Raw genomic sequence first — 12,304 nt, forward strand, 5'->3', positions numbered from 1 at the left:
GGCTGTAGTAGGGGGTGTAGTTGTTCTCCTGAATGCTCTCTTTCAGGAACTGCTCGCCCTTGGGGGAATACAGGAAGCGAGCCACAGCGGCCACATCCACGCTGTATTGCTGCTGAAGACCAGTCTGAAGCTGCTCCCTGGACCAGCCGGACAGATCCGAGAGGTTCTCAGGAACGGGGTTATCGATCACCTCGGCACCGCCCAGGGGCAGCAGGGTGTTGGAGCGAACAAAGCCATAGCCGACAGCACGAGCCGTCATCCGTGGCCCGCCATGGGGAGGAATAAAAACGGCTTCCCCATAGGCAACTCCAGACTCATCCGAGGAGAGAGGCAAGGGGGCCTGGGGATTGGCCTGGGCCGAGAGGCCCAGGAACAAACAACTTGCACCGGCAAGAGGAACAATCAGTTTCAACATGGAAGGCAACTCGAGAAGGACTCTGCAAATGAACCCTTCCCGATATGGAAACCTCAAGAACGAGGCAGCTCAGATCAACTCTTTGTCTTTATTTTTGAACTCCAAGAGGCGCAGATAACAGACAAATTGGCTACAGAAAGACCGCAAAATGTAGCGAGAAGAACAAACGCGTCCCGGAAAATATTTTCCGCGAAAGAAAAGCATCAAGCCATCCAACCCCGGGCGACTCAATAGGCACGCGGCGCTTGCGTCATCGGATGTCGATCGGCGGCGTCTGCTTGCTGGTAATCCGCTCCACCTCTGCTGCTCGACGCACCGATCCCGCCTCGCCCAACTCAACCGGAAAGCGGTTGGTCTTGAGGTTGCTCTGAAAGCGCCTCCAGAAGGAGCGGAACTTGTCTTTGCAATGGGCAGCCATCTCACCTCTGTCGAAACAACGACTCAAAGAAAGGATCAGCCGATCACTGTCGAATGCTTTCGCAGCTCAGGCAATGGGTATTCAGGCCGATTGCCATTGGCTCAAGCAACCGCCGGCTGATCCAGCTGCCAGCAGCGGGAGCCCTGCGGCGTGAAGACGCAGAGGGTGCTCAGCTCCGGGCTGGTAACACGATACGTGCAGCCATCGGCCTGACTCTTGAGCATGGCCTGCAATTCAGCGAGCTCCCGCTGCTCGTGCTCCTCTGTCTGACTCCAGCCCTGGGGTGTGAGCAGTTCAATCCGGAACATGAAACCCTGCATGTGGTGGAGCACAAGCTCGGTCGCCCCAAGCCATTTAGGGGCAATCGACAGAAAAGCTTCGGGATCAAGCCAGCAGGAGTCACCCTGCCGGGGAACGGGGAGCCAGCCCCAGATGAGCAGCACTTGCGCTCCGCGGCCAAGGAGCCAACCAACATCTCGATACCTATGAAGTGACCAAGCCCGAGGGCCACTTGATGAGTCCCATTGCCGACGTCGTCTTAATCGCGCTCTTCCTCTGGGCTGCCTTTGCCGTCGTGCGCAGGCGCACAGCACGCAAAGGTGGCGCCTAATCGGACCAGCCCTAAGCAGAAATACTCAACCAGGGGAAACGGTTCGACTTGAACCAGTCGACCGATCCGCTTCAGCAAAGGTCTTGCGATTGCAGGAGAGCCATGGGGTTCATCGCCGTCTTTGCCGCTTGCTACGCCGCGGGCGCGGCAGCAGTGCAACTTCAAAACACCGGCAAGGCCCGCGCCAAGAGCGCAGTTGGAATCTGGGAGACCGGCTCACGCTTCTCCGCCCTGAAGCAAAACAGCTACTGAGCCACCCCGAGAGCAAAGACCAATCCACAGCTCCAGCCAGCGCGAGACAGAATGTAAAGACTTCGTTACAGATCTCTCATGTCTCTCGGGGCTGTCTTTCTGAGCTCGCTCGCCACAGGGGTGGTCACCGAAGCCGAGGTGTCCTGGATTGCCTCCCACCAGGGTTCCTTCAACCGGCGTGAAGCGGCAGTGGCCCTACGGCTTGGGCGCCTGCTGGATCAAGGCACGGTCAACCTTGGCTGCCGCCTGGGTTAGCCCCATGTCGAGCGAACAAACCCTCGAATGGACCGAGGAGGAGACCCTCCAGTACTGGTGGTCCATGCGCCGAGCGATGGAATCAGCCGGTGACCGCTCCAGCGCGATCTATTTCCGCTCGGTGGCCATCACCGAAGGGGAACCGGACCCACTCGCAATCGAGATCAACAACCCAACCCGTTGACAGCCGCTCAAGACCAGGGCCATAACCGCTGAGGAGACGGGCGAGTGCATTCCCCCGTTGTCCGATCCGGGGGGCCTATTCCGCCCCCCAACCAACACTCCCCACCGGCCAAGCGATGCGGGAGCTGTTGGCTACGCGTCACACTGAAGCGAGCGTCCGCACGGGAATGAAGCTCGACAAACAACAGCCTTGGGGAGTCTGGGCCTTTGTCATCGGCCTCAATCTCGTCGGATTCACGGGCTACTTCATCCTGCGGGCCATGGGGATCACCCTTTATTCGATCCACGCCCACTGAGCTCAGCCAGGCCGCTCTCTCGTCTCGAGCCACGGGCCTTGTCACCTGCCGAAATACTGCTGACCAGACGGAAAAAGAGACCCGTAGGACAACTCCTTCATGCCTTCAATCCATGGCAGAACCCAAGCGGATATGCCGCACCTCCCGCGGTTCCACGATTGATGCGGTCGGCAACGGTCGCTATCGCGTCTGCGATCGCAACCTGAAGTGCGCCGAAGTCGAAGGACTCTGGACGGCCTACGAAGCGCTCAAAGATCAGGAGTGCCGCAACCCCGTCGCCTGGCACCACTAATCCATCCAGGTCTAGCGGCGATGGGGTCCTGAACCCGCCAACCGACGCCGCTTGAACCGCTCGTAATAGACAAACATCGCTAGCCAAACCCAACCCAAACCGCAGGTGGTCAGGCCCACCAGAGCGACCTTGAGCAGACGCAAACACCAGTGACCAAGCCAAGCCAGCAGGGAGAGCCGAGGCAACTGACGCCGCTGGCGCGATCGCCTGGGCAAGCAACCCATCACTTTCGGGTGATTAGGCCTGCAGGGCAATGGGCATTAAGTCCGATTGTCTTCCCCTCGAATCCGACTGAAGCTAGGCCCATCGAGATCGGAGACGCCTCAAATGGTCGACACTCCACCCAACCAGACGTCAGGAGCGAGCTGACTGAAGGCGCCTGCTCCAACAGTCTTCTCAAACCGTGAGCGGGCCGTCAGATCAAACAAACGTGTGCGTTTGAGCTGTCGGCACTCCATCTGCACCGCCACAGGTGCCCCAAGGAGTCACAACTGCTCCACACCTGGACACCTGGCCCCAGGTGACCTCCCTCAGCAGCTCCGACCCACTCTTTCGTCATCCACGAAACGGGTCATTCCATGCATGAACGAGCGAACTAGGCCGTCTCTTCCATCCGGGAGGGGCGGCCTCCTCCTATGGGAGATCAGGCGATCCAGCGGTCCTGATCCATGATTCGTTTGATCAGCAGCCCCAGGCGCTTGAACTCGGCAAAGTTCAGCTCCTTCACCGCCCGGTCCAGGCCGCTGTCGACCCACTCACCATCGCGCTGCTCATAGATGGTGAAGTCCTGGTCCAGCGACGCACGCTTAATGCAGTAGGTCACCCCGTCCTCGTGCAGGAAGGCTTCGGAGTGCAGCTGCAAACCCATGGATCCCGATCGCGCTGCGGAGAGGCTACGGGGCCTCCCTCAGGGCTCCGACTGACTGGCCTGATCGATCGCGAAGAGTCTCTGTTCGATCTCTCGAGCGATGCCTTGGTAGAGGCCAACCCGCTGCTTGGATCGGATCGCAATCTCGAGGTAGATCAACAGTCCAATGCTCAGCATCCAAGGCGATGCGCCTGGGCTGAAGCTGAACACCACCACAAGGACCGCAATGAAGCCCCGCAGAAAACGGCTGAAGGGATTGCGTTTCTGAGCCAAGAACCGGGCCGAGTCCTCTTGGGCCCGAAGGCGATCGGTGCCTTCCAGGGGGTCGCCATCGGTATCCAACCAATCAATCGGTAGACCACCGCGTCGCTGGTAGACGATGCGATAACTCAAGCCCTCAGGCGTTTCCTGAACACGGGTCCCCGAGTAAGGCGCCAACTGCAGATCTCGTTTGCGTCCCCAAGAGTTTGGCGCTCGATCCAATCGGCCCTTGCAATCGAGCCAGCGGCTGGGCCATGACTGCCTTGGAGACGGCTCGACGTCACGGACCGTCCTCATCAGGGGTGCGGTGCAACGCGCCCCATCAACAACCCTCCAGTGCGCGTCTCACACCCTGCCGCTGGGGGGTTTGTTGCGTGGACTCCAGACCCCAACGATCCACCAGGCCAGCAGCGCCATCGGGATCCCGTAGGCCAAGAGGAAAGGAACCAACCAAAAGATCCCGATCAACCAGGTCGGCACCCCGAAGGACAGGGTCCAGAGGACATTGTTGACCAGTGGAAACAACCAGCGCGACAGCGCCGCGATCGCCAGCACACACCGGGCCGAGCCAACGGCGATCCGAAGACTCTTCTCGAGCGTCGTCATGCCTGCATGCTGCCAGCATGAAATAAGACTTCGCCTGGAGCCATGTCGGAAGAGGAGTTTCTCGAGGCGCTCTCCGGCGTTGACGCACAACTCAGCAGCCACAGCAGCTGGGAGCAGATCAAACGCGTGGCCTCAGACCACCCCTGGTCCCTGGGCGAGACGCCTCTCTCTCCCGGTCAGCAGTGTGTGCTGGCGTTCTGGCGCATTTTCTCGCGGGATGAGCAAGGTCAGTCCACCGCTCCGATGCCTGGACAAGGAACCAGCCAGGACATCCTGCAGAGCCTCAGTGATTTTCAGGAAGACTTTGAGAGCTCGGTCCTGATCAACACCGACCTCGACCTTGACTCCATCCGGGAGTTATTCCAGGCCCTGGCCCCGAACTAAGCCAGGGATCGCGGCGAAGGACGTGAGCTGAGCAGGGATTCAGCCAGCCAGATCTCCGTTGCGGTTTTCAGCACCAAGAGGGTGGCGACCAACGTCAACATTCGGAGCATGGTGAGAACACCAACTGGGACGACTGTCACACCAACGCCAACCAACAACTGTTGCCGTCACTGCTGAGATCAGCAATCCCACATCTCTGCGCTCAGCCTTCCTGGAAGAAAGGATCCGGGAGCGATGGATCCAGGAGCTTGGCGACGCCGCCTTGTCCCACAACAGGCAGCCCCTCAGGCTTCAGCAAGCCCAACTGCACCAGCACCGTGGCCTGATCCCAGTAGATGTGCTCATAGCTCACCCGATCTCCCTCGATCCCAACGATCACCACAAAGGCCACTTCCACACGCCGCCCTGTGGGCTCGACCCCCGGCAGCATCCAATCCATGGGATGGGTATGGGTGAAGCGAATCACCAATTCATCCACCAGCCGCTCCGCCGAATGGGTGCGCGAAATGGGCGCAAAGGTCACATCGGGCGGGAAAAACTGACCGACCAGGCGATTGGCATAAAAACGGCGGACCCCTTGCGGCCCCGAACCACCCACCATCGTGGGGATGTTCACCAGATGGGGATTGGCGCTCATCGTCGCCAAGGTGCCATCCAGATCTCCCGCTAACTCGGCCTGCATGTGACGTTCAAAAATCGCGTCAATGGCCTGAGCCAAGCCATCTGCCGTCATCGGAAAGCCGCGAAGACCTCCATTGTCAGCAGCGCATTCGGCACGAACAAGCCCTGCCCCTTGCAATGACACCAAGTCAGTAGTAGTACAGGCGTACCTGCGCAGAGCACATGGATGAGTGGGAGTTCATGGAAGCCAGGCTGCTGCGGGCCTCACGCTCAGGCCGCGTCTGCATCACCTGCCAGCACTTCACCTACGGGACCGACGCCCACTGCCGCACCCTGCTGGGCTGCAAGCTCCAGTCCAAGCAGCTCGGCCAAGGCGAACACCTCACGAAGAAATGCCAGCACTGGCTGATCAGACGAGAGCGTCAGCTGGGCTGGTGCCCCGAGGCAGCCTGACCACAGCTCATAACAAGACAGGACGCCTCAGCCAAAGACTGAGAAGCTGTGGACAGCTCGCCTACCAAAGCCCCTCAACCGTGCCCTGGGAACCAACCGAGGACTTCCTCAACAGCGGCTATCAAGACGTCATCGAGCTGGTCGAACGCTGGCGGCAGCAATACGGCGCCGACCACCACGCCTGCGGAATGATGCTGCGCACCATGGGGCTCTCCTACCTGGAGCATTACGGAGAAGGCGGCGACCACAGCAGCACCCACCCCTTCCCCAATCACGCTGGCTCAAGACCACCAAAGCCCTGAGCAAAGCCCAAATCCGCGCAATTTGGAAGAAAAACGGAAGGAACAGGTATTAATCCCTACTCCGCAAGGGGCTGAACTCGATTAGTCCAGAAGGAAGAGGTGAGTGTCCAATCCTTGTCTCCTCCTGCTCCTGATGACCATGACCGAGAACATCCAGGAGCAGGTCAAACGCACAGCCCATGAACGCTGGGTGAGCACCGGACTCGCTGGCCGCCTGGTGCGCCTCTGTCCCGCACTCTTCCCGGACCTGCAATCGGCTGGGCAGTGGGTGAGCGAGCAAACAGGCACGGCGATAGGAGGAATGGGCGAAACGCGGCTGATGCTGCTGCTGCGGGATCACGAACTCAGGCGCATGGTCGAGGAGCAGCACGCCTGCGCCCTGACCTGTGCCATCCAACCCACTCAGGCCTGAGCTCAGGAGCGGGATCTCGAGATCCAGATGCGCTCGAGAACCTGACGGAATTCCGCCTCGCTCAGGGGCTTGGCCAGGGCTCGCCGACGGGCGAGTGCCGTGAGCCACCAGACCTGCAGAACCAGAAACAGCAGTGCCAACACAGCGAGCTCAATCCATCCGCTCTGCAGTGCCGGCATGACGCCCCGAGTGCTTTGACCATCCAACCGCAGAGACTCGCCCTGGGCGTTCAAGCTTGCTAAGAGAACAGCAGTACCTGCATGCGGCGATGGGCTACGTCATTGGCCTGTTGATGGTCTGCCTCCCCTGTGGCTTCATCTCGGCTTCGATCGCGCGCGCCAAGGCGCGTCGATGGGCCCGTTGGTTTTGGGCAGGCCTGCTCTTTGGCCCCCTGGGCCTGATCGGTGCAGCAGGGATGCCTGATCGCAAAAGCCAGGTCTGGCTGCGCTTTTTAGCAGAAGCCCAGGGCTATCAACCCCGCCATCACAAGGACAGCGAAGTGCCTGAGTGAAGCGCTGTAGCTGACGACAGCGCGCAGCATGGCTACGACATGGAGATGTGGCTGATCGGCGCCTGTTTTGCCCTGTTTTGATCTCACGGTTCATTTCCCCGATGGGGATTCAGAACTCCACCTCATTGCCTTTAGCGAAGGTCATGCCTTCAACTTGGCCAGACGGCAATTCGGCAATCGTCCGCTGACGATTCGCAAACGTCCCATGCCGCCGCGGCCCTCCAGCACTGGCGACTGAATTTCGTCATGACTGAGCATTTGCACTCATGACGGGAGTCGATGCCACGGCGTCATAACAGTGCAGGAGACGATCGCCCCGCGACCGCGCTCCAACTCGGGGGCCTCTCTTTGCTGATCCTGGCCCCCACCCCCCAGCCTTGCCATCGCCGGCATCCTGGGGAGAGCTGACGGCGGCAGCATGCGCTCTCCATTCCGCGAGCCCCCCGAGGCGAAGATCTGGCGACTTAGTCGCACCTGGAGCCACAGCTGGCTGAGGAACTGGCGCGGAGACCTCACCGGCGGCATCACAACCGCCGTGGTGGCCCTGCCACTGGCCATGGCCTTTGGCCTGACCTCCGGAGCCGGAGCGATCGCCGGCCTCTGGGGCGCCATCGTTCTGGGCTTCATCGCCGCCCCCCTCGGGGGCACGCCCTCCCAGGTCTCTGGGCCCACCGGTCCGATGACCGTGATCATGGCGGCGGTGATCACGGCGCTGATCGGTCGCTATGGAGCAGAGGCGGGCCTGGCCGTGGCCTTCACCGTGGCCCTGTTGGCGGGCGCCCTGCAGGTGCTCTTCGGGGTCTTTCGCCTGGGGCAGTACATCGTTCAGATGCCCTACTCGGTGATCTCCGGCTTTATGTCGGGGATCGGCGTGATTGTCGTGGTGCTGCAGCTGCCGATCCTGCTGGGCCTCAGCCTCAAAGGCACCATCCCCCAGATCCTGGCGGCCCTACCCGCTCAGCTGCCCAACCTCAACGGCCTGGCCCTGCTGATCGGCGCCCTGACCTTTGCCCTGATCCGCTCCTACCCCCGGCGCTGGAACCGCTGGCTTCCCGCCCCGCTGGTGGCCTTGGTGCTGATCTCAGCGCTCAGCACCCTGTTGCCCGAGGGCTCCATCCCCCGCTTGGGCGCCATCCCCCAGGGGCTTCCGACCCTGCGCTGGCCGCAGCTGCGCTTCGACGACCTCCGCCTGTTGGGCGGTTATGCCATCACCCTCGCCGTCCTGGGCTCGATCGACTCGCTGCTCACCTCCTTGGTGGCCGACAACATCACCCGCACCCAGCACCGCTCGGACCGTGAACTCATTGGCCAGGGGATCGGCAACATGGCTGCCGCCCTGGTCGGGGGTCTGCCTGGAGCGGGCGCCACGATGCGCACCGTCACCAACGTGCAAGCGGGCGGACGCACTCCCCTCTCAGGGATGGTGCACTCACTCGCCCTACTGATCGTCACCCTGGGGGCCGGCTCCTTCGCCTCTGAGATTCCCCTGGCCGTCCTCGGGGGGATCCTGCTGCATGTCGGCCTGGAGATCGTCGACTGGAGCTTCCTCAAGCGCGCCCCTCGCCTGTCCTGGAAAGCCACGGGCCTGATGTGGCTCGTTCTCTTGCTCACGGTCTTTTGGGACCTGGTCACCGCCGTCGTCATTGGGGTTTCCCTCGCCAATGTGATCACCATCAAGGACCAGGCCGATGCCCTCCAAAAAGCCAGCCGGCGCATCACCGGCGGCGATGGAGACACGGACGAGCCGTCCCCCGTCAGGCTCAACGCCGAGGAGCAAGTCCTGCTACGGGAGGCCGGGAGTGAGGTGGCGCTGTTAAGCCTTGCCGGACCACTGAGTTTTGGGGCGAGCCGCTATCTAACCCAACTCCTCCAGGAGAGCTCCGCCTACGCCACCTTGATCCTGGATCTAACAGCGGTTTCCCACCTGGGGGTCACGGCCTCCCTGGCCATTGATGCGGTCTGCCGCGACGCCACGCGCCAGGGACGACGGGTGATCATCGCCGTTCCCCAGGAGCGCTACCGAGAACGGCTCAGGCGGCTCGCCATCACCCGTTTCATCGGCGTCGAGCTTTGCCTCAACCGTCAGGAGGCCCTGCTCAACGCCCGCGCCCATCAGCTTGCAGCCGAATCGGGACAGGCTTCCTAGCTTGACTCCAGTGGAACTGGGCCCTTGAAGCGCACCATCCTCAGCCTGAGCGGCAGCGGACTGCTGCTGCTGACCCTCGCCGCCCCAAGCCCCAGCTTGGCCCAGAAGCGAATCCCCAAGGCCGCAGGCCAGGATCAGTGTCCGCTCGGCTATGTCAACGATTTAGGGAGCCATTGCGTCTCGCCCATCTACTACGAGGTCGCTCCCACCAACGGGCAACCCTGCCGCTCCGGCTGGATGAACATCGGAGCGGGCTACTGCAAGAAGAAGACCCTCGGCATCTTCTAGAACCCGTGAATGTGCCTATGGACCAAGGCTCAGGCACGAAGCCATAACGGTTGTGGAAGCGGTCGAGTACCAACCCGCTATCCGAACGGGGGCCGCCCCCCTTGAGGCCCCCAACAACAACCCTCCAGCGCTCCCGCCGAACGCTGGGGGGTTTGTTGTTGAAGCGGGTGCCGGACACTGGTGGGCAGCGATGGCCGCCATCCATGCCCTACCGGATCAAGACCCACGACGCCTGGGGCAGCACCCCGGTTGGCGACTTCCCATCCCTCGAAGCCGCCCGTCAGGCCTTCAGCAGCCTCTGCCAAGACCCCTGGTACCGGCAGGACGGAACCGTCAAAGGCCTTGAGCTCCTCGAGATCCAGGCCGATGGCCAAGCCCAACGCCTGGACTGGTTTGCCTTCGCCTAGGTGAATGCGCTCATGCCATTGCAGCCTTGAACTTTTAGCTCTGGAGAAGTTCACTCGCCCAGGCCGCAATGACCCGCTCCCCCGAGCAGCAAGACCAGCTGCGCCAGGAGGTCCTTGAGACCGTCAAAGGTGTACTGCCCCTGCTGATTGCCCTGAGCGCCGCCTGGATCGCGATCGATTTCGCCACCCATCTCGCCAACTGAGGGGACAGCTAGTCCTCGACCTGGCGCCGCTGGTACTCCATGCAGCCCTTGTAATCACGGGCCTTGAGACAGCGTTCATGGGCTGGCGGCGGCGCCTCACCTGACTTGCCAAACAACTGTTCGGTGTCGTCCTCCGACAAGCCAAAAAAGGCAAACAGGACCGGGACCAGGATCAAGCCGCTGAGCATGCGCTGGGGGAAGAAGGCTTCACAACGCCAGTGACGCTGTTGGGGTTCACCGTTCGGATCACCCCCGTGTCCACGCAGGCGATCTGAAAAAAGCTATTGCCATTGTCCCTGGCCCCGCCTTCGCGGTGAATCACCTGACCGACCCACCAGTCCTGCTCAGGGGGCTCCACCAGCACCACATCACCAAGACGCACCGAGAGAAAAGCGGGCATCAGCCACCCCAAGCGAACTAGTACAGGCGTTCTAGCTTGCCTGGGCTTTGGTGTCGACCTCGGCCAGGTTGTGGTCCACGCGGGCCAAGCGCTCCATCACCCGATGGAGGTCCAACTCGGAGAGCTCGCCGCTGGCGGTCCACTTCATGCAGGTGGACCCCAGACAATCACGGGCTGCTCCACCGTTCTTAAGGGCTGTCATCGCGACCTCCCACTTCCTGATGGAATCACTCTCAGGGAGCATCCACCGGGCGGCCTACCCCCAGATGGGGGCAGTTCAGCGGACGTAGGTCTGGGCCAAGGCCGTGAGCAACTCAGCGATGAAAGCCTCCGGACAACCCAGCTCCTGCTGCAGCTCATCGCATTCATCGCGGAAGAACTCCAACGTGCGTGCGATCACGCCATCGCGCTGCTCAGGGGTGGGCGTCCAATCGGCCATGGTCGACGCTGGAGGAGAGGGGAATGATGATCGAAGCAGCCCTCGGAGTCCCCGTGAGTCAGCCGCCCAAGATGGCTCGCCGCAACATCCCCTGGGTGCTGTGGGAACTGCTGCTGCGGATGCGCCTGGACCTGCTGCTGATGCTGATGCTCTGCGGGCTAGCCCTGGCCATCAAGGCCGATCCCCAGGTCCGGGACCTCTCGATCATTGATGGCTCGGGCCTCTCCATGCTGGGGATCGCGGTCTCGATCTTCGTGGGCTTTCGCAACACCCAGGCGATCAACCGTTGGTGGGAGGCCCGGGTGCTCTGGGGATCGATCACCAACGAAGCGCGGCAATGGCGCGACACCCTGCAGACCCTGATCGGCAGCCAGGAAGCCTTCCGCCAGCAACAGCAGCAACTGGTGGCCCTGCAGGTGCTGCAGTGCTGGGTGCTGAATTTTGAGCTGCGTGGGATCTGGCGCAGCGATGCCCGCAGCCAGGTGGATGCCCTCAGCCGCAGCCTGGGACTCCCGGAGGACATCAGTCTTCAGGGGAGCCTGCAGCAGAGGGCACAGCTCATCGGATCGCTCTACGGCCAAGGGGCGATCAACGACTGGGGACGCGATGCCCTGCTGCGCTGCAGCACCGCCTTCATCAATTCCCTGGGCGGCCTGCAGCGCATTCGCAACACTCCGCTACCGCCGACCTACGACGTCTTCATCCGCCTGATCTGCTGGCTCTATGGCTACGCCCTCTTCGCCAGCTTTGCCAGCCGCGACTCCGCCTGGACCGGCGCGGTGCTCTTTCTGGGCTTCATCACCGCTGAGCGAATCGGCGCCTACGTCGAGGGGCCCTTTGATCAAGACGGCAGCAGCTTTTGCGTGCCGATGGATGCGATCTGCAGCACCATCAGCGCCGACCTCCTGCCGACCTCTCCCTTGGGGCGGCTACCCATCAGCCGGGACCCCAGCCGCTGGTCCTAGGCGAAAGCCTCAGTTTTTTTAAAGGTCCGCTGTAGCAACCAACACGCTGTCCTTCTGACGAGCAAGGCCACGATCAAGGAGCTGGCGGAGCGCCACGGCGCACGCGGAGGAAGACACCCTGCGCCGTCAGCACCCTCTTAGGTGGGAAGGGTGAAGCCCGACTGCATGTTCTTCACGTCGAGCATCACCCAGGTGAGCCAGACCAACAGGCCGATCACACCGGAGACAGCCGCGACCTTGCCGGAGAGGCGCAGGAGCCATTCCCAAAAACTGATCTCTTTCACCGGCTTCAGCGCAACTGCTGCATCCTGCCTGGT

The 12,304-nt window shown here is 61.8% G+C and carries 29 protein-coding genes; 15 read left to right on the forward strand and 14 right to left on the reverse strand.

The genetic code is table 11. The features are described from left to right. The 3 genes from QZ186_RS11715 to QZ186_RS08840 all read right to left on the reverse strand — a co-directional run. Window positions 1-259: alpha/beta hydrolase (locus tag QZ186_RS11715; protein WP_367268119.1), on the reverse strand; the 259-nt coding region annotated here is incomplete at its 3' end. A gap of 406 nt (window positions 260-665) precedes the next feature. After that, a complete protein-coding gene (locus QZ186_RS08835; protein WP_296416494.1) occupies window positions 666-833 on the reverse strand; it encodes a hypothetical protein in 168 nt (55 codons plus the stop codon). Between the two features lie 101 nt (window positions 834-934). Then, window positions 935-1,276 carry a hypothetical protein gene (locus tag QZ186_RS08840; protein ID WP_296416495.1) on the reverse strand — a complete coding sequence of 114 codons (342 nt, stop codon included), beginning with the start codon at window positions 1,274-1,276 and terminating at the stop codon, window positions 935-937. Between the two features lie 269 nt (window positions 1,277-1,545). On the opposite strand from QZ186_RS08840, the gene QZ186_RS08845 reads away from it, so the two are divergent. The 5 genes from QZ186_RS08845 to QZ186_RS08865 all read left to right on the forward strand — a co-directional run bounded on the left by QZ186_RS08845 (window position 1,546) and on the right by QZ186_RS08865 (window position 2,721). Continuing rightward, entirely contained in the window at window positions 1,546-1,695 is a 150-nt protein-coding gene (locus tag QZ186_RS08845; RefSeq protein WP_247477668.1) for a hypothetical protein, read from the forward strand. A 78-nt stretch (window positions 1,696-1,773) separates the two neighbouring features. Next, the gene (locus QZ186_RS08850; RefSeq protein WP_296416496.1) at window positions 1,774-1,950 is read left to right on the forward strand and encodes a hypothetical protein; all 177 of its coding nucleotides are present in this window, start codon (window positions 1,774-1,776) and stop codon (window positions 1,948-1,950) included. A 4-nt stretch (window positions 1,951-1,954) separates the two neighbouring features. Beyond that, entirely contained in the window at window positions 1,955-2,134 is a 180-nt protein-coding gene (locus QZ186_RS08855) for a hypothetical protein (protein ID WP_010316133.1), read from the forward strand. A 166-nt stretch (window positions 2,135-2,300) separates the two neighbouring features. Beyond that, window positions 2,301-2,429: a hypothetical protein gene (locus QZ186_RS08860; protein WP_010316132.1), complete on the forward strand. Its 129-nt coding sequence runs from the start codon at window positions 2,301-2,303 to the stop codon at window positions 2,427-2,429. Window positions 2,430-2,541: 112 nt separating this feature from the next. Further along, window positions 2,542-2,721: a hypothetical protein gene (locus QZ186_RS08865; protein WP_296416497.1), complete on the forward strand. Its 180-nt coding sequence runs from the start codon at window positions 2,542-2,544 to the stop codon at window positions 2,719-2,721. Window positions 2,722-2,732: 11 nt separating this feature from the next. On the opposite strand, the gene QZ186_RS08870 is transcribed toward QZ186_RS08865, so the two are convergent. The 4 genes from QZ186_RS08870 to QZ186_RS08885 form a co-directional block, all read right to left on the reverse strand. Then, entirely contained in the window at window positions 2,733-2,945 is a 213-nt protein-coding gene (locus QZ186_RS08870) for a hypothetical protein (RefSeq protein WP_296416498.1), read from the reverse strand. Between the two features lie 419 nt (window positions 2,946-3,364). Then, window positions 3,365-3,589, reverse strand: coding sequence for a hypothetical protein (locus QZ186_RS08875; RefSeq protein ID WP_247477656.1), 225 nt, complete (start codon window positions 3,587-3,589; stop codon window positions 3,365-3,367). A gap of 39 nt (window positions 3,590-3,628) precedes the next feature. Next, window positions 3,629-4,027, reverse strand: a complete 399-nt coding sequence (locus QZ186_RS08880) for a hypothetical protein (RefSeq protein WP_156797861.1) — start codon at window positions 4,025-4,027, stop codon at window positions 3,629-3,631. A gap of 168 nt (window positions 4,028-4,195) precedes the next feature. Further along, a complete protein-coding gene (locus tag QZ186_RS08885) occupies window positions 4,196-4,456 on the reverse strand; it encodes a hypothetical protein (protein ID WP_296416499.1) in 261 nt (86 codons plus the stop codon). 42 nt (window positions 4,457-4,498) lie between these two features. On the opposite strand from QZ186_RS08885, the gene QZ186_RS08890 reads away from it, so the two are divergent. Then, a complete protein-coding gene (locus QZ186_RS08890) occupies window positions 4,499-4,840 on the forward strand; it encodes a hypothetical protein (protein ID WP_296416501.1) in 342 nt (113 codons plus the stop codon). 202 nt (window positions 4,841-5,042) lie between these two features. Here the strand turns inward: QZ186_RS08890 and QZ186_RS08895 are convergent, their stop codons facing one another. Beyond that, window positions 5,043-5,573 carry a nuclear transport factor 2 family protein gene (locus QZ186_RS08895; RefSeq protein ID WP_010316116.1) on the reverse strand — a complete coding sequence of 177 codons (531 nt, stop codon included), beginning with the start codon at window positions 5,571-5,573 and terminating at the stop codon, window positions 5,043-5,045. Between the two features lie 128 nt (window positions 5,574-5,701). On the opposite strand from QZ186_RS08895, the gene QZ186_RS08900 reads away from it, so the two are divergent. The 3 genes from QZ186_RS08900 to QZ186_RS08910 all read left to right on the forward strand — a co-directional run bounded on the left by QZ186_RS08900 (window position 5,702) and on the right by QZ186_RS08910 (window position 6,628). Next, window positions 5,702-5,914 (forward strand): galactose oxidase, encoded by a 213-nt coding sequence (locus QZ186_RS08900; RefSeq protein ID WP_296416504.1) that lies wholly within the window; start codon window positions 5,702-5,704, stop codon window positions 5,912-5,914. An 80-nt stretch (window positions 5,915-5,994) separates the two neighbouring features. After that, window positions 5,995-6,216 (forward strand): hypothetical protein, encoded by a 222-nt coding sequence (locus tag QZ186_RS08905; RefSeq protein WP_247477635.1) that lies wholly within the window; start codon window positions 5,995-5,997, stop codon window positions 6,214-6,216. Between the two features lie 133 nt (window positions 6,217-6,349). Next, window positions 6,350-6,628 (forward strand): hypothetical protein, encoded by a 279-nt coding sequence (locus tag QZ186_RS08910; RefSeq protein ID WP_296416505.1) that lies wholly within the window; start codon window positions 6,350-6,352, stop codon window positions 6,626-6,628. A gap of 2 nt (window positions 6,629-6,630) precedes the next feature. Here QZ186_RS08910 and QZ186_RS08915 read toward each other — a convergent pair whose 3' ends face one another. Beyond that, window positions 6,631-6,807, reverse strand: coding sequence for a hypothetical protein (locus QZ186_RS08915; RefSeq protein ID WP_296416506.1), 177 nt, complete (start codon window positions 6,805-6,807; stop codon window positions 6,631-6,633). Between the two features lie 56 nt (window positions 6,808-6,863). Between QZ186_RS08915 and QZ186_RS08920 the strand changes: the two genes are divergently transcribed. From QZ186_RS08920 to QZ186_RS08940, 5 genes are all read left to right on the forward strand, one after another. Next, on the forward strand, window positions 6,864-7,139 hold the full coding sequence (locus tag QZ186_RS08920; RefSeq protein ID WP_296416507.1) for a hypothetical protein: 276 nt from the start codon (window positions 6,864-6,866) through the stop codon (window positions 7,137-7,139). Window positions 7,140-7,557: 418 nt separating this feature from the next. Next, window positions 7,558-9,285, forward strand: a complete 1,728-nt coding sequence (locus QZ186_RS08925) for a SulP family inorganic anion transporter (RefSeq protein ID WP_296416508.1) — start codon at window positions 7,558-7,560, stop codon at window positions 9,283-9,285. Window positions 9,286-9,309: 24 nt separating this feature from the next. Then, window positions 9,310-9,573 (forward strand): hypothetical protein, encoded by a 264-nt coding sequence (locus QZ186_RS08930; RefSeq protein WP_296416510.1) that lies wholly within the window; start codon window positions 9,310-9,312, stop codon window positions 9,571-9,573. Window positions 9,574-9,776: 203 nt separating this feature from the next. Continuing rightward, complete coding sequence (locus tag QZ186_RS08935; protein ID WP_296416512.1) at window positions 9,777-9,980, forward strand: hypothetical protein; 204 nt, start codon at window positions 9,777-9,779, stop codon at window positions 9,978-9,980. 68 nt (window positions 9,981-10,048) lie between these two features. Then, window positions 10,049-10,183: a hypothetical protein gene (locus QZ186_RS08940; RefSeq protein ID WP_296416513.1), complete on the forward strand. Its 135-nt coding sequence runs from the start codon at window positions 10,049-10,051 to the stop codon at window positions 10,181-10,183. Between the two features lie 8 nt (window positions 10,184-10,191). Here the strand turns inward: QZ186_RS08940 and QZ186_RS08945 are convergent, their stop codons facing one another. From QZ186_RS08945 to QZ186_RS08960, 4 genes are all read right to left on the reverse strand, one after another. Continuing rightward, the gene (locus QZ186_RS08945) at window positions 10,192-10,371 is read right to left on the reverse strand and encodes a hypothetical protein (protein ID WP_296416514.1); all 180 of its coding nucleotides are present in this window, start codon (window positions 10,369-10,371) and stop codon (window positions 10,192-10,194) included. Beyond that, entirely contained in the window at window positions 10,356-10,583 is a 228-nt protein-coding gene (locus QZ186_RS08950; RefSeq protein ID WP_043705725.1) for a DUF3104 domain-containing protein, read from the reverse strand. Before QZ186_RS08950 ends, QZ186_RS08945 begins: the two co-directional genes overlap by 16 nt. A gap of 31 nt (window positions 10,584-10,614) precedes the next feature. Then, the gene (locus tag QZ186_RS08955) at window positions 10,615-10,785 is read right to left on the reverse strand and encodes a hypothetical protein (protein ID WP_296416515.1); all 171 of its coding nucleotides are present in this window, start codon (window positions 10,783-10,785) and stop codon (window positions 10,615-10,617) included. A gap of 75 nt (window positions 10,786-10,860) precedes the next feature. Continuing rightward, window positions 10,861-11,022: a hypothetical protein gene (locus QZ186_RS08960; protein WP_010316090.1), complete on the reverse strand. Its 162-nt coding sequence runs from the start codon at window positions 11,020-11,022 to the stop codon at window positions 10,861-10,863. Window positions 11,023-11,048: 26 nt separating this feature from the next. Between QZ186_RS08960 and QZ186_RS08965 the strand changes: the two genes are divergently transcribed. Then, entirely contained in the window at window positions 11,049-11,987 is a 939-nt protein-coding gene (locus tag QZ186_RS08965) for a bestrophin family ion channel (protein ID WP_296416516.1), read from the forward strand. 137 nt (window positions 11,988-12,124) lie between these two features. Here the strand turns inward: QZ186_RS08965 and QZ186_RS08970 are convergent. Further along, the coding region (locus tag QZ186_RS08970; protein ID WP_296416530.1) for a hypothetical protein at window positions 12,125-12,304 on the reverse strand (180 nt) is incomplete at its 5' end.

The organism is Vulcanococcus sp. DEBay_Sum29NL08_54 (assembly GCF_017859255.1).
Lineage (GTDB): Bacteria > Cyanobacteriota > Cyanobacteriia > PCC-6307 > Cyanobiaceae > Vulcanococcus.